Origin of the sequence: Couchioplanes caeruleus (assembly GCF_003751945.1) — a bacterium.
Lineage (GTDB): Bacteria > Actinomycetota > Actinomycetes > Mycobacteriales > Micromonosporaceae > Actinoplanes > Actinoplanes caeruleus.
On record NZ_RJKL01000001.1, the window covers coordinates 484,136 to 505,966 of the forward strand.

Here is a 21,831-nt window from a genome sequence, read left to right on the forward strand (position 1 = left end):
CCGTGTGGCGATCTGTGGAGGCCGATCCTCGGCGGCGTCCCGTCCCGTACCGGTAAAGGCGATCTTGACGCGGGCGTTAACTCCCGCCTGGCACACTCGTGCGGTGCGAGTGCTGGTGGCGGACGACGAGCGACTTCTGGCGGACACGGTGGCCGAGGGGCTGCGGCGTCTCTCCATGGCGGTGGACGTCTGCTACGACGGCGACACCGCCTTCGAGCGGATCAGCGTCCACCGCTACGACGTGGCGGTCCTGGACCGGGACATGCCGGGACGCACCGGCGACCAGGTGTGCCGCTGGGTCGCCGACACCGGGGACGTGGACACCCGGGTGCTGCTGCTGACCGCCGCCGCCGGGCTGCGCGACCGGGTCGAGGGCCTGGGCCTGGGCGCCGACGACTACCTGACCAAGCCCTTCGCCTTCGCCGAGCTGGCGGCCCGGGTGCAGGCGCTCGGCCGGCGCTCGACGCCCGCGGTGCCGCCGATCCTCGAACAGGAGGGCGTCGTCCTCGACGTCGCCCGGCACGTCGCCAGCCGCGACGGGCGGGTGCTCAACCTGACCAACAAGGAGTTCGCCGTCCTGCATGTGCTGCTGGCGGCGCGCGGCGCGGTGGTGAGCGCCGAGGAACTGCTCGAACGGGCGTGGGACGAGAACGCCGACCCGTTCACCCACGTCGTGCGGGTCACCGTCATGAACCTGCGCAAGAAGCTGGGCGACCCCGCCGTGGTGCACACGGTGCACCGGTCGGGCTACCGCATCGGCGGCTGACGGCCCGGGCGGCTCACTCGTCGATGCGGGTGCCCTGGTGGGTCCGGCGCAGCACCTGCGCCACGGTGCGCCCGTGCAGCGGCTCGCAGAAGTGGAAGCCCTGACCGGAGCCGCACCCCAGCGCGGCGAGGACGCGGGCCTGCTCCGCCGTCTCGACGCCCTCGGCGACCACGGTCGCGCCGAGCGCCGCGCCCAGCCGGACGACCTCCTCGACGACCGTACGGGCCACCGGGTCGCCGGCGACACCGGCGACGAGCGATCCGTCGATCTTGAGGTGGTCGACCGGGAGCCGGCGCAACGGGCCCAGCGAGGAGAGCCCGACGTCGTCGACGGCGATGCCGGCGCCGAGCTCGCGCAGGCTCGCGAGCCGGGCCTCCAGGTCCGGGCCGGGGTCGCGGAGCGTTCCCTCGGCGAGTTCGAGAACCAGCCGGTCCGCGGGGAGACCGGTCTCCTCCAGGACGGCGCGGACCGTCTCGACCATGCCCGGCGCCACAACCTGCTCCGGCGAGAGGTTCACGCTCAGCCGCACGTGTTCCACGCCCGGTACGGTGGCCCGCCAGCGGGCGGCCTCGCGGCACGCCTCCTGCAGCACCCACTCCCCCAGCGGCACGATCGCGCCGGTCTCCTCGGCGAGGTCGAGGAACTCGTCGGGGACCAGCAGGCCGAGCCGCGGATGCAGCCAGCGGACCAGCGCCTCGACGGCCACGACGCCGCCGGTGGCCAGGCCGACGACCGGCTGGAAGAGCACGACGAGGCCGCCGTCGTCGATCGCCCGGCGCAGTTCGGCGTCGCGGGCCCGGACGTCGCGGCCGGCGCGGTAGATCTCGTGGCGGCCCCGACCGGCGCGCTTGGCCGCGTCCAGGGCGGCGCCGGCGTGCCGCAGCAGCCGCTCGCCTCCCGGGGTGGCCTCGTCGCGGACCGCGACGCCGACGCTGGCCCCGGCCTCGACCACGTGCTCGCCGGCGATCACCGGGGTACGCAGCGTGTCGACGAGCCGCTCCGCGACGCGCGCCGCGGCGGTGGGCCCGGGCAGGTCGCGCAGGATGACGGCGAACTCGTCGCCGCCGATGCGCCCGGCGGTGTCCCCGGCGCGCAGGACCGAGCGCACGGCGGCGGCCACGGCCGTGAGCACCGCGTCGCCGGCGGGGGCGCCGTACCGGTCGTTGACGTCGCCGAGGTGGTCCACGTCGATGACCAGGACGGCGGCGTGGCGGTCGCCGTCCAGCGGCTGGGCGCCGAGCTCGGCCAGGCGTCCGGCGATCACGGCCCGGTCGGCCAGCCCCGTCAGCGGGTCGCTCTCCTCCCGCCTCCGGGACGGACCGGTGCCGCGGCGCCCGGCCCGGAAGCCCAGCGCCGCGCTGAGCACGGCCAGGGGGACGAACATCGCGACGATCACGTACGGTCGGACGGTCTCGCCCGCCCATCCCGCGGCGTAGCAGACGACGAGGCCGGTCAGCAGCACGGCGGCCCCGGAGGCGGCCACCGAGGCCGCACGCTCGGCGGGGACGCGCCTGTCTGTCACGCCCGACCATCGACCGCGGGCGGACGCGACTTGAGGATTCGCCCGCCTCACCGCCGACCCGGCGCGCGGCCCGCCGGAGGCGATCCGGGAAAATGGCCGGGACCAGACGAGAACGGGAAGTTGGAGATCGTGGCTGAAGCAGCAGGAGCCGTCGACTGGGTGAGCCGGTTCGCCGACGAGGTGATCGCCGAGGCACAGCGCCGCTCGCCGGGCAAGCCGGTGGTGTGCGCGTCCGGGCTGAGCCCGTCCGGGCCGATCCACCTGGGCAACCTGCGCGAGGTGATGACGCCGCACCTGGTCGCGGACGAGATCCGCCGGCGCGGGCACGAGGTCGTGCACCTCATCTCGTGGGACGATTTCGACCGGTTCCGCAAGGTGCCGGCGGGCGTGGACCCGTCGTGGGCCGAGCACATCGGCAAGCCGCTGACCGCCGTGCCCGCGCCGCCCGGCAGCCGCTTCCCCAACTGGGCCGAGCACTTCAAGGCCGCGATGATCGACTCGCTGGCCGAGCTGGGCGTCGACTACCGGGGCATCTCGCAGACGGAGATGTACACCTCGGGGGCGTACCGGGAGCAGATCCTGCTGGCGATGCGCGAGCGCGCTCGGATCGACGCGATCCTGGACCGCTACCGCACCAAGGGCCGCAGCGCCGCGCCGAAGGCGAACGCCAAGCTCGACGCGGCCGACGCCGCGGCGGCCGCCGAGGCGGCCGAGGGTTCCGGCGCGGCCGACGAGGACGACGGCACGGCGAGCACCGGTTACTACCCGTACAAGCCGTACTGCGGTGAGTGCGGCAAGGACACCACGACCGTCACCGCGTACGACGACGAGAGCACCGCGCTGACGTACCTGTGCGCCTGCGGGTTCACCGAGACCGTGCTGCTCAGCGAGTTCGACCGCGGCAAGCTGGTCTGGAAGGTCGACTGGCCGATGCGGTGGGCGTACGAGGGCGTGCACTTCGAGCCCTCGGGCGTCGACCACTCCTCGCCCGGTTCGTCGTTCGTGGTCGGCGGCCAGATCGTCACCGAGATCTTCGGCGCCGAGCAGCCGATCGGCCCCATGTACGCCTTCGTCGGCATCACCGGCATGGCGAAGATGTCCAGCTCCCGCGGCGCGGTGCCGACCCCCGCGGACGCCCTGGCCATCATGGAGGCGCCGCTGCTGCGCTGGATGTACGCCCGACGCCGCCCCAACCAGTCGTTCAAGGTGGCGTTCGACGCCGAGATCCAGCGTCTCTACGACGAGTGGGACGCCCTCGAGGCGAAGATCGCCACCGGCGCCGCCGCATCCGGCGACGAGTCGGCGCACGACCGCGCCGTCCGGACCGCCACGGTCACGCTGCCCCGGACGCCCACCCCGATCGCCTACCGGACCCTGGCGTCGATCGTCGACATCACCACCGGCCACGACGAGCAGACCCTGCGCATCCTGCGCGACCTCGACCCGCGCCGCCCGGTCACCGACCTGTCCGAGGTGCGGCCCCGCCTCGACCGGGCGCAGACCTGGGTGATGACCCAGCTCCCCGCCGAGGCGCGCACCCAGGTCCGCACCGAACCGGACAAGGAGCTCCTGGCGTCCCTCGACGACGACCAGCGCGAGTCCCTGCGGCTGCTCGCCGCCGGCCTGGACGAGAACTGGTCGCTGGAGGGGCTGACGACGCTCGTGTACGGCGTACCGAAGGTCATGGCCGGCCTGCCGCCGGACACCAAGCCGACCGCGGAGCTGAAGGTCGCGCAGCGGTCGTTCTTCGTGCTGGTGTACCGGCTCCTGATCGGCAAGGAGACCGGGCCGCGCCTGCCCACGCTGCTGCTCGCCGTGGGAGCGGACCGTCTCCGGACCCTGATCGGCGGCTAGCACCAACGACGCGCATGGTGGTGCGGCACCCGCCCGCACCACCAGCGGTCGAGATCACCCGCCGGCGGAGCGCCGCGCCGCGCGGATCATCGCGACACCGGCCGGCAGGGCAAGCAGCAGCGCGGCCGCGAGGGTCGCGTTGCCGGCGGCACCGGCGGCCTTCATGCCCTCGTGCAGTGCGGCACTTCGGGCCTCGATGGCTTCCAGCAGCAGGTCGGTGATCTCGTCCACCTGGTTGGTGGCCTCCCAGACCTCGTCCGAGTTGATGATCTCCATGGCGGCCGTCCGGGCCTCGTCGGTGTCCCGGCGCGCCAAGTCGTCGAGCTTGTCGTCGGCGGCGAAGAAGACGTCGACGGCCTGCCTCAGCGGCTGCGCGGTGGCGCGTTCGTCCGCGGTCAGCGCCGCGATCCGCAGGCTGTCGAGCGACTCGTACACCGAGGCCCTCTGCGCACGCTTGATGGCCTCCACGGCGTCGGCGTCCAACGGGGGGCCCTGATAGCCGCTCACATCGCTGAAGCTGTACCGGATGTTCTCCACGGCCTCCTGGATCTCGGCCAGCTCGGCGATCCTGCCTTGCACCCGGTCCTGGGTGCGCGCATTCCACCAACCGGCACCGGCGGCGCCGGCCAGCAGCAGGATGAGCAGACCGAGGCAGAACCGGAGGCCGCGCGCGGCCGATAACCGCCTCAGCATGAACGGCGCTCCTCGAACTCCACGGCGCCGTCCATCGGGCGCGCGTGGGTCGAACTGAGCCCTCATACGGGATCTTGAGTTACGGCCCTTACGGCAACAAGCCAGACATTCGGGTGTATCAATCGCTGCGTAAGCTGCCGACTGCGTAACCGAGAGGGAACACAAGGTTACAGACAGTCAAACCGGCGACGACCCGACCGAAAGGGGTGGCGGCCATGGCGAAGAAGAGCAAGAAGGACAAGAAGGACAAGAAGAGCAAGGGCAAGAAGAAGTAGCCGCAGAACCCCGCCTCGCCACCGGGGAGTGTTCCTGGTGGGAGGCGGGCCCCGCCCCGCGCCGTCCCGTCAACTCCGCGGCGGCAAATCGCGTCAGCGACGCCCCGCCCGTCGATCGAGGCAACGAACGCCCATGCACAGTGAGGTCCTCCACGCACTGGACGCCCATCTCGAGCGGATGACGACCCTCCGCCGGGATCTGGTCGCCAAACGGTCCATGGAACCGGGCGAGCGCCTGCGACTCGCCGCCGACGCCGCGACCTGCGCCCAGCAGTGCGCGCACATCCTCACCCGCCTGCTGGCGACCGACGACCAGCCCGACGCGGCTCAGCCGGTGATCGGGAGCAGGATCGGCTTGCCGAGTGCCCACTCACAGTCGTCGGCGGGCACGCCGAGCGGCTGGTAGTAGACCCGGATGCCGTAGCCGTCCTTCTCGGCGGTCACCACGAACCACCAGGGGCAGCCGGCGCCGGCCTTCTTGGTCGCCGAGTACAGACCGACGGCGGACCGGTCGGGCTCCCACCCCGAGCGTTCCGCGAGATCGGCGTAGTAGGCCCGCACACCCGCCGTCGTCATCGAGGTCGTCAGCCGCCGGCTCACCGCGCCGTTCGATACGACGCTCATGGGTCCACCGGGCTGCGACGTGTCGCACGAGACCGACTCGACCGCCATGCCGAGCCGGGTCGAGTTCGGACTCTCGCTGAGCACCGGCTCCCTGTGGATCGCCTCCACGGTCGCCGGCCGAGGCTGGCAGCCGGTCCGGCCGGAGGATGCGGCGTCTTTGTGGAACGTCGGCTCCAGCACGGCCCAGAGGAACAGCGCGCTCACCAGGACCGGCCCGGCCACCATGCCGACCCGCTGGAAGTTCTTCCTCCGCGAGGCGGCCGGCTCCTGCGGTACTGAAGGTGACGGCGGCGGTTCCGCGCTCATCTGTGTGTCCTCCGGTCCGGGCCAGATATTCGGTGATCATCGATTCGGCAGATGATAGGGCCCGGCGCGGCGCGGCGTCCGCCCCGGTGGCCACCCAAGGAGCCGACCTGGGACCGGATTTCGTTGCGCAATTCTTGCAATAGATTCCAGGGTCTACAGTGACGCCCATGCGCGCACGACTCTCCGACATCGCGCGCCAGGCAGAGGTCAGCGAGGCGACGGTGTCGCGGGTGCTCAACGACCGGCCCGGCGTGTCCGCCGACACCCGGCAGGCCGTACTGACCGCTCTCGACGTGCTCGGCTACGAGCGTCCCGAAAGGCTGCGCAAGCGCAGCGCCGGCCTCGTCGGCCTCATCGTGCCCGAGCTGGAGAATCCGATCTTCCCCGCGTTCGCGCAGACGATCGAGTCGGCGCTGGCGCAGTCCGGCTTCACGCCCGTGCTGTGCACGCAGACCCCCGGCGGCGTCACCGAGGACGAATACGTCGAGATGCTGCTCGACCGGCAGGTTTCCGGCATCGTCTTCGTCTCCGGCCTGCACGCCGACACCACCGCCGACCACGAGCGCTACCGGCGCCTGGTGGGCCGGCCGCTGCCGATCGTGCTGATCAACGGCTACGCCGAGGGCCTCAACGCCCCGTTCATCTCCTGCGACGACCGGCTCGCCGGCCAGATGGCGGTCAACCACCTCGTCGCGCTCGGGCACCGGCGCATCGGATTCGTCTCCGGCCCGCACCGGTTCCTCAACGTGCAGCGCAAGCTCGACGGCTACCGTACGGCGATGCGCCGCGAGCTCGACCTGCCGGACCACGAGCTGGACGACCTGATCGCCCTGACGCTCTTCGGGGTCGAGGGCGGCGAGGTGGCCGCCGGGCAACTGCTGGACCGAGGGGTCACCGGCATCGTCTGCGGCTCGGACCTCATGGCCCTGGGCGCCATCCGCGCGGCCCGCCGGCGCGGGCTCAGCGTGCCGCTCGACGTGTCGGTGGTGGGCTATGACGACTCGCCGCTGATCGCCTTCACGGATCCGCCGCTGACCACCGTGCGCCAGCCGGTGGCGGCCATGGGCAACGCCGCCATCCGCCAGCTCGTGGACGAGATCAACGGGCACGGCGCGCCACGCTCGGAATACGTCTTCCCACCGGAGCTGGTGGTGCGCGGATCGACCGCCATGAACAAGAGCGGGCACGGGCCGGAGAGTGTGACCTTTTCCGCCGCATAGAGCGTCGTCGCTTTACCTTCTGGAAACACGCTGATAACTTTCCTCCAGTTGCGCAAGGAGTTTCATCGGCTCCCGCGTCCGGAGGCACCCATGCGAATCCGCCCGGTTCTCGCCGCCGTGGTGACCGTCCTGCTCGCCGCGACCCTTCCGGCGGCCTGCTCCGGCCGCGAGCCGGCCGAGGCGTCCGTGGTCCCGCCCGGCGCCCGGGACGTCATCGTGCACCTCTTCGCCTGGCCGTGGGCGTCGGTGGCGGACGAGTGCACCCGGGTGCTGGGCCCCCAGGGTTACGGCGCGGTCCAGGTCTCGCCGCCGCAGGAGCACGTCGTCCTGCCGGGCAAGGGCTACCCGTGGTGGCAGGACTACCAGCCGGTCAGCTACCGGCTCGTCTCGCGGCGCGGCGACCGGGCCGCGTTCGCGAGCATGGTGCGCGCCTGCCACGCCGCCGGGGTGAAGATCTACGCCGACGTGGTGGTCAACCACATGGCCGGCGGCGCCTCCACCGGCGCCGGCAGCGGTGGCTCCGCGTACTCCCAGTACGCATATCCGGCGGTGCCGTACGGCCACGGCGACTTCCACCACTGCGGCCGCAACGGCACCGACGACATCGAGAACTGGGGCGACCGCTGGGAGATCCAGAACTGTGAGCTGGTCGACCTCTCCGACCTGCGTACGGAGTCGCCGTACGTCCGCGGCAAGCTCGCCGCCTACCTGGACGACCTGGTGTCGCTCGGCGTGGACGGCTTCCGGGTGGACGCCGCGAAGCATCTGCCCGCGACCGACCTCGCCGCCGTCCTCGACGCGGCCGGCGGCGACCCGTACGTCTATTCCGAGGTCATCGAGGGCGGCGCCGGCGAGCCGGGTCCGCAGGAGTACACCGGCGTCGGCGCCGTCACCGAGTTCCGCTACGGCGACGTGGTCGGCGGCGCCTTCCGGGACGGCGACCTGTCCGGCCTGCGGGACCTCGCCACCCGGATGCGGGTGGGGTCCGGGGACGCGGTGGCGTTCGTGGACAACCACGACACCCAGCGCAACGGCCGGGCGGCGCTGACGTATCGGGACGGGGCCCCGTACGCGCTCGCGGAGGCATTCATGATCGCCTGGCCGTACGGTGTCCCGCAGGTCATGTCGAGCTTCACCTTCGGCCATCCCGAGTCCGGGCCGCCCGCCGCGAGCGACGGCACCACCACCGCCGTGAGCTGCGGCGACGGCTGGCAGTGCGAGCACCGGTGGCGGACCACCGCCCACATGGTGGCGCTGCGCACCACGGCCGCGGGCGCCCCCGTCACCCACTGGTGGACCAACGGGACGAACCAGATCGCCTTCGGGCGCGGCGACAAGGCCTACGTCTCCTTCAACCGCTCCGGTGCGGCGCTGACCCGTACGTTCCAGACGTCGCTGCCCGCCGGCACCTACTGCGACGTGATGGCCGGAGAGTCCTCGGCCGGGACGTGCACCGGCCCCGCGTACACGGTGGACGCCTCCGGCCGGGTCACCGCCACCGTGGGGGCCGACTCGGCGCTGGCGTTGCACGTCGGTGCCCGCGGCGGCCCCGCCACGCCGCCGCCCGCCTGCACGAGCGCGCCGGTCACCTTCGCGGCGACCGTCTCCACGACGTGGGGACAGAACGTCTTCGTCACCGGCGACGCCCCCGCCCTCGGCGGCTGGAACACGGCGGCGGCCGTCCCGCTCTCCGCGGCGGCGTACCCGGTGTGGAGCGCTACGGTGCCGCTGCCGGGCGGCACGACGGTGCAGTACAAGTACGTCAAGAAGGAGGGCTCCGCGGTCGTCTGGGAGAGCGGGGCCAACCGCGTCCGGACCACCGCCGGCGCCGAGCCCTGCGGCGCCACCTGGCAGGACACCTGGCGGTAGGTCGCCGTTGTCGGTCATCATCTCCAGATGACCTCCGTCCTGCGCCGGAGCCTGCGCCTGCGGCTCATGATCATCTGGACGGTCCTCATCACCGGCTGTTACTTCATGCTGCAATACCGCTACGACCTGCTGTTCTGGGTCGACCAGGGCTGGGGCTGCGAACTGACCTCGCTGCCGTACCAGCTCCGGCCCTGCGGGAAGATCCAGGTCGCCAGCTGGAAGACCGACCTCGCCATCTACGCGCTGATGGTGGTACTGCTGCTGCTGGCGGGGCGGGCCCTGACGGCCTGGTGCCTGCGGCCGGTGCGCGACATGGTGCCGGTCATCGCCCAGGTCGGGCCGCAGAACCTCGGGTTCCGCATCGAGACCGGCGGCCGGCGCCGCGACGAGCTGGCCGCCCTCTCCACGGAGCTCAACGCGATGATGGACCGGATCGCCGCCGGCTACGAGGGCCAGCGCCGCTTCGCGGCCAACGCGTCGCATGAGCTTCGCACGCCGCTGGCCGTGCAGCGAACTCTGATCGAGGTCGGCATGGCGCGGGTCGTGAACGCCGACCAGTTGGCCCTGGTGACCGCGCAGCTCCTCGAGACCAACGAGCGCAACGAACGGCTCATCGAGGGCCTGCTGGTGCTGACCGAGGTGGAGCAGGGCCTGGCCGGCAGCATCCCCCAGCAGCTCCACAAGATCGCCGCCGGCGTCGTGGAGGCGCACGCGGAGCAGGCGGCGAGTGCGGGCGTCACCATCACCACCGACCTGGCGGTCCACACCGTTTCCGGCGAAGAGGTGCTGCTGGAGCGCCTGATCACCAACCTGGTCCAGAACGCGATCAAGTACAACCGCCCGGGCGGCACCGTCCACGTCCGGGTCGGCACGGCGCCCACCCTGACCGTGCTCAACACCGGGCCGCCGGTGCCGGCGGACGCGGTGGCCGGCCTGTTCGAGCCGTTCAAACGCCTGGGCTCCGACCGCATCGACCACAGCGGCGGCGCCGGGCTCGGGCTGGCCATCGCCCGCTCGATCGTGCACGCCCACCACGGCACGATCACCGCCGTGCCGGGCGAGCACGGTGGCCTGAGGGTCGAGGTCCGCCTTCCGGAGCAAAGCTGAGCCCGACGCGCGGCGCGAGCCAACCGGGCGATTTCCGGATTCGGCCGTAATGTCCGATACATGGGTTTTCGACTCCGCGTGGCCGGAATGCTCGCCGCCGTCAGTCTCCTGACCTCCTGCACCTCCCCGCGGCCCGCCGAACCGGCGGCCTCGGCCGCCACAGCCCCGTCCGCCGCCCCCGCCGAGACCCGGCCGAACATCGTGTTCGTGCTGACCGACGACCTGTCGATGAACCTCGTGCAGTTCATGCCCCACGTGCGCGAGTTGCAGCGCCGGGGCACGACGTTCACCGAGTACACCGTCTCGAACTCGCTGTGCTGCCCGTCGCGGGCGTCCCTGCTCACCGGCAAGTTCCCGCACGGCACCGGGGTGTTCACCAACGGCGGCGTCGACGGCGGCTTCGCGCTCTTCCACCGGCGCGGCCACGAGCGGTCGACGTTCGCCACCGATCTGCGCAAGGCCGGGTATCGCACGGCCTTCCTGGGCAAGTACCTCAACCGGTACCAGCCGGAAAACACTCTCGGCGGCACGCGGGCGTACGTGCCGCCCGGCTGGACCGACTGGTACGGCGCCGGTAACGCCTACGCGCAGTACGACTACGTCCTCAACGAGAACGGCACAGTCCACCGGTACGGCAGCGCGCCGGAGGACTATCTGACCGACGTGATCGGCGCCAAGGCGTCCGCGTTCATCGAGGCGTCGGCGGCCGCCCGTACCCCGTTCCTCGTCGAGGTGGCGACCTTCGCGCCGCACTCGCCGTACACGCCGGCGCCCCGCGACGCCGAGGCCTTTCCCGGTTTGCGGGCGCCGCGCGGGCCGGCCTTCGATGCCCTGCCCGCGCACGCCCCGCCGTGGCTGGCGGACCGGGCGCCGCTCACCGCCGAGCAGAAGGCCGAGATCGACCACGTGTTCCGCAAGCGGGCGCAGTCCGTACGCTCGGTCGATCGGCTGCTCGCGTCCCTGCAGGCCACCCTCGAGCGGGCCGGCGTCGCCGAGGACACCGTCGTGGTCTTCAGCTCCGACAACGGCTTTCACCTGGGCGAGTACCGGCTGCTGCCCGGCAAGCAGACGGCCTTCGACACCGATGTACGAGCGCCGCTGGTCGTCGCCGGTCCCGGGGTCCGCGCGGGGCTGCGCGTCGCCGCACCGGTGCAGAACATCGACCTGCGGCCCACCTTCGCCGGTCTCGCCGGTGCCGCCGTGCCCGCCGACCTCCACGGCCGGGACCTGCGACCGCTGCTGTCGGGCGGCGAGCCCGCATGGCGTACGGCGGCGCTCATCGAGCACCACGGGCCCGACTTCGACCCCGCCGACCCCGACCGGCCCCGCCCCGGCAGCGGCAACCCGCCCTCGTACGCGGCCCTGCGCACCGCGACCTACACCTACGTCGAGTACGTCGACGGCGCACGGGAGTTCTACAACCGGCGTACGGACCCGCACCAGCTGCGCAACCTCTTCCCGCGGCTCTCCCCGTCCCGGCGGGCGGCCCTGCATACGGCACTGAAGAAGCTGACCACCTGCCGCGGCGCGGCGTGCCGGACGGCGGACCGCGTGCGCGGGTGAACCCGATCAGGAATCGAGAAGCACGTCCCCCGAGGCCCACGTAGGGTGGCCGCCATGGACCGCAACCCCAGGCGGCTCACGCCGCACGCCGCCGACAGCCACGATCTGATCCGCGTGCAGGGCGCGCGCGAGAACAATCTCAAGGACGTCAACGTCGAGATCCCGAAGCGCCGACTCACCGTGTTCACCGGCGTCTCCGGCTCGGGCAAGAGCTCGCTGGTGTTCGGCACCATCGCGGCGGAGTCGCAGCGCCTGATCAACGAGACCTACAGCGCCTTCGTGCAGGGGTTCATGCCGACGCTGGCCCGGCCCGAGGTCGACCTGCTGGAGGGGCTGACGACCGCGATCATCGTGGACCAGGAGCGGATGGGCGCCAACCCCCGTTCCACCGTCGGCACCGCCACCGACGCCAACGCGATGCTGCGCATCCTGTTCAGCCGGCTGGGACGCCCGCACATCGGTCCGCCCAACGCGTACTCGTTCAACATTCCCTCGGTGAAGGCCAGCGGCGCCATCACCGTGGAACGCGGCCCCGGCACGAAGGCCGAGAAGGTCACCTTCACGCGCCTCGGCGGAATGTGCCCGCGCTGCGAGGGTATGGGCTCCATCAACGACATCGACGAATCCGCGCTGTTCGACGACAGCAAGTCGCTCAACGAGGGCGCGCTCACCATCCCCGGCTACAGCATGGACGGCTGGTACGGCCGGATCTTCCGCGGCTGCGGCTACTTCGACCCGGACAAGCCGATCGGCAAGTACACCAAGAAGGAGCGGCACGACCTGCTGTACCGGGAGCCGACCAAGATCAAGATCGACGGGATCAACCTGACCTACTCGGGACTGATCCCGGCGATCCAGAAGTCGTTCCTGTCCAAGGACGTCGAGGCGATGCAGCCGCACGCCCGCGCCTTCGTGGAGCGGGCGGTGACGTTCACCACCTGCCCCGACTGCGGCGGAACCCGGCTCAGCGAGGCCGCCCTGTCGTCGAAGATCAAGGGCAAGAACATCGCCGACCTCTGCGCGATGCAGATCAGCGACCTCGCCGAGTTCGTCCGCAAACTCCGCGAGCCGTCGGTGGCCCCGCTGCTCACCGGGCTCCAGCATCTCCTCGACTCGTTCGTCGAGATCGGACTCGGTTACCTCTCGCTCGACCGGCCGTCGGGCACCCTGAGCGGAGGGGAGGCGCAGCGCACCAAGATGATCCGGCACCTCGGATCGTCGCTCACCGACGTCACGTACGTCTTCGACGAACCGACGATCGGGCTGCACCCCCACGACATCCGGCGGATGAACGACCTGCTGCTGCAGTTGCGGGACAAGGGCAACACCGTGCTGGTCGTCGAGCACAAGCCGGAGGCCATCGAGATCGCCGACCACGTCGTCGACCTCGGCCCCGGCGCCGGCACCGCCGGCGGCGAGGTGGTCTTCGAGGGCACGGTCGAGGGGCTGCGCCACGCGGGCACCCTGACCGGACGGCACCTGGACGACCGCGCCACCCTGAAGCCATCGGTGCGCACCCCGTCCGGCAAGCTCAAGATCCGCGGCGCCAAGGCACACAATCTGCGCAACGTCAGCGTCGACATCCCCTTGGGCGTGCTGGTCGTGGTCACCGGTGTGGCCGGATCCGGCAAGAGCTCCCTGATCAACGGCTCGGTCGTGGGCGGCGACGGCGTGGTGTCCGTCGACCAGTCCGCGATCAAGGGTTCCCGGCGCAGCAACCCGGCCACCTACACCGGCCTGCTCGACCCGATCCGCAAGGCGTTCGCGAAGGCCAACGGCGTGAAGCCGGCCCTGTTCAGCGCCAACTCGGAGGGCGCCTGCCCGTCTTGCAACGGCGCGGGCGTCATCTACACCGACCTGGGCATGATGGCCGGCGTCGCCACCACCTGCGAGGACTGCGGAGGCAAGCGGTTCCAGGCGGCGGTGCTGGAGCACCACCTCGGCGGCCGCAACATCAGCGAGGTGCTCGCGATGTCGGTGACCGAGGCCGAGGAGTTCTTCGGCGCGGGCGAGGCGCGCACCCCGGCCGCGCACGCCATCCTCGACCGGCTCGCCGACGTGGGACTGGGCTACCTCAGCCTCGGCCAGCCGCTCACGACCCTGTCCGGCGGCGAGCGGCAGCGGATCAAGCTGGCCACCCAGATGGCGGGCAAGGGCGGCGTCTACGTCCTCGACGAGCCGACCACCGGCCTGCACCTCGCCGACGTCGAGCAGTTGCTGGGCCTGCTGGACCGGCTCGTCGACTCCGGCAAGTCGGTGATCGTCATCGAGCACCACCAGGCGGTCATGGCCCACGCCGACTGGATCATCGACCTCGGACCGGGCGCCGGCCACGACGGCGGAAGAATCGTCTTCGAGGGCACGCCCACCGACCTCGTCGCCGCGCGTTCCACCCTCACCGGCGAGCACCTCGCGGACTACGTCGGCGCCTGACCGCCCGGCCACGGCCGGGCGGTCAGGCGCGCAGCCACCGCCCGGGCCCGATGAGGCGGATGGCTCGGCTCCCGAACCGATCTGGCGAGCCGGCTCAGCTCCCGACCCGATCGGGCGGGCCGGCTCGGCTCCGGCCTGATCGGGCGGGTGGCCGGCGACCGCCGGTCAGCGGGTGAAGAGGGCGAAGCGGGTCCGGGAATGGCCGCCCACAGTGGTGAAGGCGCCGCCGACGGCGAGCCGGTACCGGGCCGCGTCGGCGGTCAGCACGTGCACTCCACCGTGCCGTTCGCGCGCGGGTTCCAGGCGGTCAGCCGCCTGCGTCCGTCGAGGGCCGCCAGCTTGACCCGGGACGCGTAGCCTGCCGGGCAGCCGAGCCGGCGGATCGTGCCGGTCGACCGGCACGCCCGGTCGAAGTGGCCGCCGACGTGACGCCGTGCAGCACCGCGACGGTGGGCACGTCGCCGTCGAAGAGTTGAAGGCCCGAGCGGCGACGGCCCCGTCCGGAACGACCCCCGGAGCCGCGGATCATGGCACCGCCGCGCCGGAGCGCCGCTTGCGCCGGTACATGGCCGCGTCGGCCCGGGCGATCAGGGTCTGGACGTCGTCGCCGGCCGCGCCGAGCGCCCAGCCCACGCTGGCACCGACGCGGTGCACCCCGGCGCCCGCGGGGATGGGCTCGGCGATCGCCGCCCGCAGGCGCTCGGCCGTCCCGGCGATGGTGGCGGCCAGGTCGGTGCCGGTGAGCACGGCCACGAACTCGTCCCCGCCGGTACGCGCGATCACCTCGTCGCCGCGCAGGTGCCGCCGCAGCCGGCCGGCGACCACCCGGAGCACCTCGTCGCCGGCCTCGTGCCCGTCGGCGTCGTTGACCCGCTTGAAGCCGTCCAGGTCGACCACGAGCACCCCGACCTGGGTGCCGGGCCACCGGCCGATCGCGTCCGCGCGGGTCTTCAGCAGACTGCGGTTGGCCAGACCGGTCAGGCTGTCGTGGGTGGCGGCGTGCTGGGCCTCGGCCCGGCTCTGCTCCAGCGCCGAATGCAGCCGGGCGTGTTGGATCGCGATCGCCGCGTGCTCGGCGAACAGGGCCAGGATCTCCTGCTGCTCGGGACCGGGCTTGCGCAGCCCCTCGGGCAGATCGACGCTGAGTACCCCGACCCATTCCCCCGAGGGCGCCATCAGCGGGGCGAACAGGCAGTCCTTCGGGTGCCACCCGTCCGGGTCGTCGGTCTCCTCGATCGGCGGGGTCCAGCTGTAGAGGCTCTCCGGCACGCCGGTGCGGTGGTCCACGAAGTACAGCGCGCCCCAGCGCTCGGAACGCCGGAACAGCTCCTGCCAGTTCTCCGCCGAGCCCCGGACGCCGAGGAGGTCGCGGCGCAGGTCGTCGCTGCCGGCCACGGCGACGGTGGTGTAGTCGCCGTTCGGCTCGGCGAGGTTGACCGCGGCCAGGCCGAACCCGGCGGCCTCGACGACGCCGCAGGCCACGGCCTCGAGCGTACGGGTCAGGTCCAGGCTGGCGTGCACCCGCTTGGTGACCGCGTGCAAGGTCCGCAGCGCCTGCAACTGGGCGTCGGCAGCGGCCATCGCGCCTCCCTCCGCGGCGTCCTGATCGACTGACGGTAGTCCATCGGTCGCCGAGCCGGTGGCCCCGATGCCCGCATGTCCGCGATCGCGAGGAAATCGATGTCACACTTTGCCCTCGGGTAGCAAGATCAACCCCATGACGATCTCTCATGACGTGTCCGGCACCGGGTCCACCGTCCTGTTCGTACACTCCACCGTCGTCGACCGCCGCATGTGGGACCCGCAGGTGCCCGCCCTCACCGCGGCCGGATACCGCGTGGTGCGGTGCGACCTGCGCGGCTACGGCGACAGCCCGGTCCCCGACCGGCCGTACGACAACGCCGGCGACGTCCTGGACCTGCTGGACCTGGTCGGCGCCGATTCGGCGGCCCTGGTCGGCGCGTCGGGCGGCGGACGCGTGTGTCTGGAACTGGCCGCCCGCCGGCCGGACCGCGTCCACGCCCTGGCCCTGCTGTGCACCGCCGTCGCGGACCACGAACCGAGCGCGGAGCTGCGGGCGTTCGGCGACCGCGAGGACGAGCTGCTCGAGGCGGGCGACGTCGCGGGCGCCACCGAGCTGAACGTGGCGACGTGGCTGGGACCGCACGCCGACGACGCCACCCGCGACCGGGTCCGGCTGATGCAGCGGCACGCCTTCGAGGTGCAGCTCGCGGCGACGGAGGAGTTCCCGGCGGTCCGCACCCCGGTGGACCTGTCGGCGATCACGGCGCCGAGCCTGATCGTCTCGGGCGACCACGACGTGATCGACTTCCGCGAGATCGCCACGCGGCTGGCCGCCGGGCTGCCCGGGTCGCGGCACGTGGAGCTGGACTGGGCGGGGCACCTTCCCAGCCTGGAACGCCCTGAAGTCGTCAACGAACTGCTGCTCGACTTTCTCGCGAACCGGATATAGTCACGGACGTCGATGCCCCTGTTCGGGAAGGCAGGTTCCCGTTGCGCCTGTTGCCGGTGCTCGCCGTCTGCGCCACGTTGCTGAGCGTGCCCCAGGCCGCCTCGGCCGCCGCTCCCCCGGCCTGTCTCGACCGCGGAGCCGCCGTCACCTACGAGGAGAGTCGCATCGAGACGCCCGCGCCGCCGGGCGGGACCCGGGTGCCGTACCACCTGGTCGACGTGGGCGGCTTCGGCCCGTACGTGGCGGCGCTGCAGCGCGACCTCTGCCGCGTGTCGTCCGCGGAGTCCGCACGCAGGCTGCTGGAGCAGCACGGCACGCGGCTGTGGCAGACCGCCGTCGCCCGCGCGCAGGGCCGGATCAGGATGGGCACCATCGACCGGTACGACGACCGCCCGCTCTACTGGTCACGCCTGATGGGTACCCGCGACATCCGCCAGTGGCGGCCGCGGTTCCCGCTCGGCGAGGCGGACCGCACCGCCCTGCTGCGGACCTACGAGTACGCGGCCCGCGGGGTGGCGCACACGAGCTTCTCCGACGGGGTGCGGCGCGTGCTGGTCAGCGGCTTCGACCCGTACCAGCTCAACGGGGAGATCCGTCGCTCGAACCCGTCGGGCGCGTCGGCGCTGCAACTCGACGGCCTGACCTACCGCGACGGTGACGAGACGGTCCGGGTGCGGTCCGTCGTGCTGCCCGTGACCTGGAGCGGCTTCGACGCCGGCATCGTGGAGGACGCGTTCGGGCCGCATCTCAGCCCCGGTGCCCGGGAGCCCGCCGATCTGATCATGACGATCAGCCAGGGCAACCGCGGGGTCATGGTCGTCGAGCAGTGGGCCGGCGCGTGGCGAGGCGGCTTCCCGGACAACAACAACGAGGGCGAGGCGGAGCTCATCCCGCCGGCGCCGCGGTGGCCGCAGCCGTCGCCCACCCCGGAGTTCATCGAGACGACGCTGCCACACCAGGCGATGACCGGCGCGGGGACGGGCCCGTGGCCGACCACCCTCAACCCACGCATCTGCGAGTGGCCCGCGGGCACCCGCCCGTCCGGCCCGGTGCAGTGCCACGGCAACGGCCCCTCGCCGGGCGGTCAGGCCCAGGCCGGCGGCGGCGGCAACTACCTGTCGAACGAGAGCATGTACCGCGCCAACCGGCTGCGGCGGGAGCTGGGTGCGACCGGCGTGCCCGGCGGCCACCTGCACATCTCCGCCCTGGTCTACCCGTCCGACCCCCTGGTCGTCATCGACGACGCGTTCGCCGCGGACCGCGCCGCTACCGTCGACCAGACGGTCGCCCTGGTGCGGGCGGCCGGCGCGGCGGCGTAGGAGCAGAGCACGAAAAAGGCCGCCTCGCACGCAGCGGGGCGGCCTTCTCGTACGTTCTCAGATCAGGACATCAGCAGCGTCGGAAGCTTCTCGAAGAGCTGCGTCGTGTACGTCATCATCTCGTGCAGCATCCAGTTGCCCGAGAACAGCATCGCCGCACCCACCGCGATCGCCTTCGGCACGAACGACAGCGTCGCCTCCTGGATCTGCGTCACCGACTGGAACAACGAGATCGCGAAACCGATCAGCAACGCCGTCAGCAGCGTCGGCGCGCTCATCTTCGCCGCGATGGTCATGGCCTGCAGTCCCAGCTCAACGATCTGCGTGTCCGTCATGCCATCCTCTTCGGGCCCCACGGCGCCCCGACGAGTGCACAACGGTCGCACCACGGTTGCAGTCAGGTTCGCGCCGCCGGATTTCTCAAGTCGGTGAAAGCGGCCCGTACGGCTTGCTCTGCGACCGTCCGTACCTTTTCGTCGGTCAGTCCCGTGGCATGGCGGGCGAGGGCGTACTCCTGGGACAGAGTGACGTCACTGACCCGGGGGTTGTCCGTGTTGAGGGTGACAGGTACGCCCGCCGCGAGCAGCGCGTGGATCTGGTGCTCGCGATACCCGGGTGCGGCACCGGTCTGGATGTTGCTGGTGAGGGCGACCTCGAGGGTGACTCCGGCGGCGGCCAGCTCGGCCATCAGCGCGGGGTCCTCCGCCGAGCGCACGCCATGCCCGATGCGCTCGGCACCCAGGTCGCGCACCGCGGCACGGACGCTCTCCGGGCCTGCGGCCTCCCCGGCGTGCACCGTGATGTGCAGCCCGGCGTCGCGCACCGCCCGGAACGCGGGGCGGAACAGGTCCGCGGCGTACCCGGCCTCGTTGCCGGCCAGATCCACCCCGCAGAACATCTCCCGGCGGGTGAGGAACGTCGACACCTGCGCGACGGCCGCCTCGGGGCCCAGGTCGCGCAGGATCGTGGCGATGAGTCCGACCTTCAGCCCGGTGACCTCCGAGCCGGCCGCGACGCCCTCGGCGACCGCGTCGGCGACCGCCTCGGGTGCCAGGCCGGTCTGCTGCCGGATGAAGTACGGGCTGAACCGGAACTCCACGTAGTCGAGGCCGTCGTTGAACGCGTCCTCGACGGCCTCCCGCGCCACCCGCCGCCAGTCGTCGGGCCCGGCGATCACCCCGATCCGGTCGTCCACCTTCGCGAGGTACGGCAGCAGCCCGCCCATCGCCCCGTGCGCCACGAGCTCGTCGCGGGGCCGGCCCAGCTTCGCGAACGGGTGCCCGTCACGCCGCGCGATGTCGAGAAACGTGCTGGAGCGGATCGACCCCTCCAGGTGCCGGTGCAGGTCGATCAGGGGCAGCATCGCCCGTCCTCCTCGGTCGTCGGGTGCGAAACGGTGGTTTCCGTCCGTGTCTCCCCTCACCAGTCGATCTTGTCAGGCCGGCGGGCCGGCGGGCCGATGGGTCTGCAAGGCCGCGACGGATCGGCGGCCGCTCCTGACCACCGCGACCGGAAACGGATCATGTTCACCACCGCAATGCTCGGCTGGCTCGGCGCCGCACTGTCCATGACCCTCCCCTGGCCCCAGGTCTGGCGCTCCTGCGTCCAGCGCCGCACCGGCGGCCTGAACGCGACGAGCTGTTGGATGGGTGCGGCGATGCCGGCCGGCTGGGTCTCCTACGGGCTGCTGACCGGCGAGGCCGTGCAGGTGGTGACCAACACGGTGACCGGCACGGCCGGGCTCGCCGTCCTCGTCGTCTTGCTGGTGCGTCACGACGACCTGCGTCGCGGGCGCCGGCTGGTGCTGAGCGCCGCCGGCGCGGCGGCGGTGCTGGCCGCCGCGCTGGGCAGCGCCGCGGTCGCGCTCCTCACCGACGTCACGGCAGCCCAGCTCGCGGTGGTACTCGGCGCGGTGCTGGCCGTGGCCGCCGTCCTGTCGGCCGTCCCGCAGCCGTTGTCACTGCTGCGCGACCGTACGCAGGACGTCAGCGGACTCTCCCCGCTGCGCTGGGGACTGGCCGCGTTCACCTGCGCCTGCTGGATGACCTACGGTCTCGCCACCGCCCAGCCGGCCGTCTGGCTGTCGGCGACGGCGGGCCTGGCCGGCGCGCTGATCGTCTGCTGGGTGCTGCTACCCGCCAACCGCCCGGTCCCGGCCGCCGTGGGCGTGGCGCCGGTCGCCGCCCCGGCCCGAGGCGTGGCGCCGGTCGCCGCCCCGGCCCGAGGCGTGGCGCCGGTCGCCGCCCCGGCCCGGAGCGTGGCGCCGGTCGCCGCCCCGGCCCGAGGCGTGGCGCCGGTCGTCCGGGCGGCTCGGGCTACGGCTCGGGTCGTGCGTCCCGCCGGCGGTGCGGCTGTCACCGCGGCGCTTCCCCGGACCGCTCCGGCGACGGTCGTGCGCCCGGCGGCGGCCCGGGCCGTACGCCCGGCGTCGGCCGTGGCGCGCTCGGCCCGCCCGGTCAGCGGACCGGCCCGTCCGGGGTTCGTCCGGGTCGGCCGGCCCAGGGACGGCCAGGACCGGGTCCCGGCCCGCGCCGCCGCCGGGGCCGTCCTCGGCTGAGGCGGTCGACGCGAGCGCCGAAAGGTGCAGCGGTGAGCGGTACTTCCGGCTCGAAGGCAATCCGTGAATGAAGCTTCATGTCTGCCGCACTGGTAATCTTGCCGCGTTTTTCACTCATCGAGGAGAAGACGTGCGCCGGAACCTGGTGGCCCTTGTGACGGCCGCGCTTGTGACCATGGGTGGTCTCACCGCCTGCACCGACGACGGCGAGAAGAAGGTCGGGGTCAAGCTGCGCGGTGGCGACGGCACGGGCAAGGTGGGCGTGATCCTGCCCGACACGACGACCTCGCAGCGCTGGGGCACCGACGACCCGAAGCTGCTCAAGGCCGCCTTCGACGCCGCGAGCGTGCCGGTGGAGATCGAGAACGCCCGGGGCGACGCGGCGAACTTCCAGCGCATCGGCGACCGCATGATCGCCGAGGGCGCCACCGTGCTGATCATCGCGAACCTCACTCCGGAGAGCGGCAGGTACGTAATCGAGAAGGCACGCGCGGCCGGCGTGAAGACGATCGACTACGACCGGCTCACCGTCAACGGCGGCGCCAGCTACTACGTGAGCTTCGACAACGAGCTCGTCGGCCGGATGCAGGGCGAGGGCCTGGTCCGGTGCCTGAAGGCCGGCGGCAAGCGGAAGACGCCGCCCCGCATCGCGTACCTCAACGGCGCGCCGGAGGACAACAACGCCACCCTGTTCAAGAACGGCTACGACTCGGTCCTGCAGCCGAAGTACGACGACGGCGTCTACCTCAAGGGCCCGGACCAGTCCGTCGACAGGTGGGACAACGCGGTCGGCCGCACGATCTTCATCGAGATGCTCAACCAGTTCGACAACAAGATCGACGGGGTCCTGGCGGCCAACGACGGCCTCGGCAACGCGGCGATCAAGGAGCTGCGCAAGCGCGGAATGAACGGCACGGTGCCGGTGACCGGGCAGGACGCCACCGTGGAGGGCCTGCAGAACATCCTCGCCGGCGACCAGTGCATGACGGTCTACAAGCCGATCAAGAAGGAGGCGGACGAGGCGGCGAAGCTCGCGATCGACCTCTTCAAGGGGCAGCCCGCGGAAGTGACCGAGCAGGTCAAGGACCCCGAGTCGGGCGCCTCGGTCCCGGCGGTGCTGAGTAAGCCGGAGGCCATCTTCAAGGACAACGTGGGCGACGTCATCAAGGACGGCTTCGTCGCCAAGAAGACGCTCTGCGCCGGCCGCTTCGCCAAGCTGTGCGAGCAGAACGGCATCAAGTAGCGGCACG

Annotated in this window: 17 protein-coding genes; 11 read left to right on the forward strand and 6 right to left on the reverse strand. The window is 72.1% G+C overall.

Annotated elements, in window-relative coordinates; translation table 11 throughout:
* Positions 1-103 precede the first annotated feature (103 nt).
* The gene (locus EDD30_RS02415) at positions 104-766 is read left to right on the forward strand and encodes a response regulator transcription factor (RefSeq protein WP_071810214.1); all 663 of its coding nucleotides are present in this window, start codon (positions 104-106) and stop codon (positions 764-766) included.
* Between the two features lie 13 nt (positions 767-779).
* On the opposite strand, the gene EDD30_RS02420 is transcribed toward EDD30_RS02415, so the two are convergent.
* Complete coding sequence (locus EDD30_RS02420; protein WP_148088110.1) at positions 780-2,288, reverse strand: putative bifunctional diguanylate cyclase/phosphodiesterase; 1,509 nt, start codon at positions 2,286-2,288, stop codon at positions 780-782.
* 129 nt (positions 2,289-2,417) lie between these two features.
* Between EDD30_RS02420 and lysS the strand changes: the two genes are divergently transcribed.
* Complete coding sequence (gene lysS / locus EDD30_RS02425) at positions 2,418-4,142, forward strand: lysine--tRNA ligase (protein ID WP_244945079.1); 1,725 nt, start codon at positions 2,418-2,420, stop codon at positions 4,140-4,142.
* Positions 4,143-4,196: 54 nt separating this feature from the next.
* On the opposite strand, the gene EDD30_RS02430 is transcribed toward lysS, so the two are convergent.
* Both EDD30_RS02430 and EDD30_RS02435 read right to left on the reverse strand, forming a co-directional pair.
* A complete protein-coding gene (locus EDD30_RS02430) occupies positions 4,197-4,835 on the reverse strand; it encodes a hypothetical protein (protein ID WP_123678031.1) in 639 nt (212 codons plus the stop codon).
* A 602-nt stretch (positions 4,836-5,437) separates the two neighbouring features.
* Complete coding sequence (locus EDD30_RS02435; protein ID WP_143162849.1) at positions 5,438-6,040, reverse strand: hypothetical protein; 603 nt, start codon at positions 6,038-6,040, stop codon at positions 5,438-5,440.
* 167 nt (positions 6,041-6,207) lie between these two features.
* Here EDD30_RS02435 and EDD30_RS02440 point away from each other — a divergent pair, with 167 nt between their 5' ends.
* From EDD30_RS02440 to EDD30_RS02460, 5 genes are all read left to right on the forward strand, one after another.
* Entirely contained in the window at positions 6,208-7,260 is a 1,053-nt protein-coding gene (locus tag EDD30_RS02440; RefSeq protein ID WP_071807572.1) for a LacI family DNA-binding transcriptional regulator, read from the forward strand.
* A 90-nt stretch (positions 7,261-7,350) separates the two neighbouring features.
* A complete protein-coding gene (locus EDD30_RS02445) occupies positions 7,351-9,129 on the forward strand; it encodes a carbohydrate-binding module family 20 domain-containing protein (protein WP_071807571.1) in 1,779 nt (592 codons plus the stop codon).
* A gap of 27 nt (positions 9,130-9,156) precedes the next feature.
* Entirely contained in the window at positions 9,157-10,236 is a 1,080-nt protein-coding gene (locus EDD30_RS02450) for a sensor histidine kinase (protein WP_071807570.1), read from the forward strand.
* A 60-nt stretch (positions 10,237-10,296) separates the two neighbouring features.
* Complete coding sequence (locus tag EDD30_RS02455) at positions 10,297-11,799, forward strand: sulfatase family protein (RefSeq protein ID WP_071807569.1); 1,503 nt, start codon at positions 10,297-10,299, stop codon at positions 11,797-11,799.
* 54 nt (positions 11,800-11,853) lie between these two features.
* Positions 11,854-14,232, forward strand: a complete 2,379-nt coding sequence (locus EDD30_RS02460) for an ATP-binding cassette domain-containing protein (RefSeq protein WP_071807574.1) — start codon at positions 11,854-11,856, stop codon at positions 14,230-14,232.
* A gap of 525 nt (positions 14,233-14,757) precedes the next feature.
* Here EDD30_RS02460 and EDD30_RS02465 read toward each other — a convergent pair.
* Complete coding sequence (locus EDD30_RS02465) at positions 14,758-15,813, reverse strand: diguanylate cyclase domain-containing protein (protein ID WP_071806183.1); 1,056 nt, start codon at positions 15,811-15,813, stop codon at positions 14,758-14,760.
* A 136-nt stretch (positions 15,814-15,949) separates the two neighbouring features.
* Between EDD30_RS02465 and EDD30_RS02470 the strand changes: the two genes are divergently transcribed.
* Together EDD30_RS02470 and EDD30_RS02475 are read left to right on the forward strand one after the other, a co-directional pair.
* Positions 15,950-16,705, forward strand: a complete 756-nt coding sequence (locus tag EDD30_RS02470; protein WP_071806182.1) for an alpha/beta fold hydrolase — start codon at positions 15,950-15,952, stop codon at positions 16,703-16,705.
* Between the two features lie 41 nt (positions 16,706-16,746).
* Positions 16,747-18,024 carry a hypothetical protein gene (locus EDD30_RS02475; protein ID WP_071806181.1) on the forward strand — a complete coding sequence of 426 codons (1,278 nt, stop codon included), beginning with the start codon at positions 16,747-16,749 and terminating at the stop codon, positions 18,022-18,024.
* 62 nt (positions 18,025-18,086) lie between these two features.
* Here EDD30_RS02475 and fliQ read toward each other — a convergent pair whose 3' ends face one another.
* Positions 18,087-18,359: a flagellar biosynthesis protein FliQ gene (gene fliQ / locus EDD30_RS02480; protein WP_071809420.1), complete on the reverse strand. Its 273-nt coding sequence runs from the start codon at positions 18,357-18,359 to the stop codon at positions 18,087-18,089.
* A 62-nt stretch (positions 18,360-18,421) separates the two neighbouring features.
* On the reverse strand, positions 18,422-19,387 hold the full coding sequence (gene add, locus EDD30_RS02485; protein WP_071807982.1) for an adenosine deaminase: 966 nt from the start codon (positions 19,385-19,387) through the stop codon (positions 18,422-18,424).
* 159 nt (positions 19,388-19,546) lie between these two features.
* Here add and EDD30_RS38690 point away from each other — a divergent pair, with 159 nt between their 5' ends.
* Together EDD30_RS38690 and EDD30_RS02500 are read left to right on the forward strand one after the other, a co-directional pair.
* Positions 19,547-20,581 (forward strand): SemiSWEET transporter, encoded by a 1,035-nt coding sequence (locus EDD30_RS38690; RefSeq protein ID WP_170208243.1) that lies wholly within the window; start codon positions 19,547-19,549, stop codon positions 20,579-20,581.
* 130 nt (positions 20,582-20,711) lie between these two features.
* On the forward strand, positions 20,712-21,824 hold the full coding sequence (locus tag EDD30_RS02500; protein ID WP_071802913.1) for a sugar ABC transporter substrate-binding protein: 1,113 nt from the start codon (positions 20,712-20,714) through the stop codon (positions 21,822-21,824).
* Positions 21,825-21,831 lie beyond the last annotated feature (7 nt).

What these genes read in the sequence shown, in the direction of transcription:
- EDD30_RS02430 (WP_123678031.1), bottom strand. Translation starts at nt 4,835, where the DNA reads ATGCTGAGGCGGTTATCGGCCGCGCGCGGCCTCCGGTTCTGCCTCGGT.
- EDD30_RS02435 (WP_143162849.1), bottom strand. Translation starts at nt 6,040, where the DNA reads ATGAGCGCGGAACCGCCGCCGTCACCTTCAGTACCGCAGGAGCCGGCC.
- EDD30_RS02440 (WP_071807572.1), top strand. Translation starts at nt 6,208, where the DNA reads ATGCGCGCACGACTCTCCGACATCGCGCGCCAGGCAGAGGTCAGCGAG.
- EDD30_RS02445 (WP_071807571.1), top strand. Translation starts at nt 7,351, where the DNA reads ATGCGAATCCGCCCGGTTCTCGCCGCCGTGGTGACCGTCCTGCTCGCC.
- EDD30_RS02450 (WP_071807570.1), top strand. Translation starts at nt 9,157, where the DNA reads ATGACCTCCGTCCTGCGCCGGAGCCTGCGCCTGCGGCTCATGATCATC.
- EDD30_RS02455 (WP_071807569.1), top strand. Translation starts at nt 10,297, where the DNA reads ATGGGTTTTCGACTCCGCGTGGCCGGAATGCTCGCCGCCGTCAGTCTC.
- EDD30_RS02460 (WP_071807574.1), top strand. Translation starts at nt 11,854, where the DNA reads ATGGACCGCAACCCCAGGCGGCTCACGCCGCACGCCGCCGACAGCCAC.
- EDD30_RS02465 (WP_071806183.1), bottom strand. Translation starts at nt 15,813, where the DNA reads ATGGCCGCTGCCGACGCCCAGTTGCAGGCGCTGCGGACCTTGCACGCG.
- EDD30_RS02470 (WP_071806182.1), top strand. Translation starts at nt 15,950, where the DNA reads ATGACGATCTCTCATGACGTGTCCGGCACCGGGTCCACCGTCCTGTTC.
- fliQ (WP_071809420.1), bottom strand. Translation starts at nt 18,359, where the DNA reads ATGACGGACACGCAGATCGTTGAGCTGGGACTGCAGGCCATGACCATC.
- add (WP_071807982.1), bottom strand. Translation starts at nt 19,387, where the DNA reads ATGCTGCCCCTGATCGACCTGCACCGGCACCTGGAGGGGTCGATCCGC.
- EDD30_RS38690 (WP_170208243.1), top strand. Translation starts at nt 19,547, where the DNA reads ATGTTCACCACCGCAATGCTCGGCTGGCTCGGCGCCGCACTGTCCATG.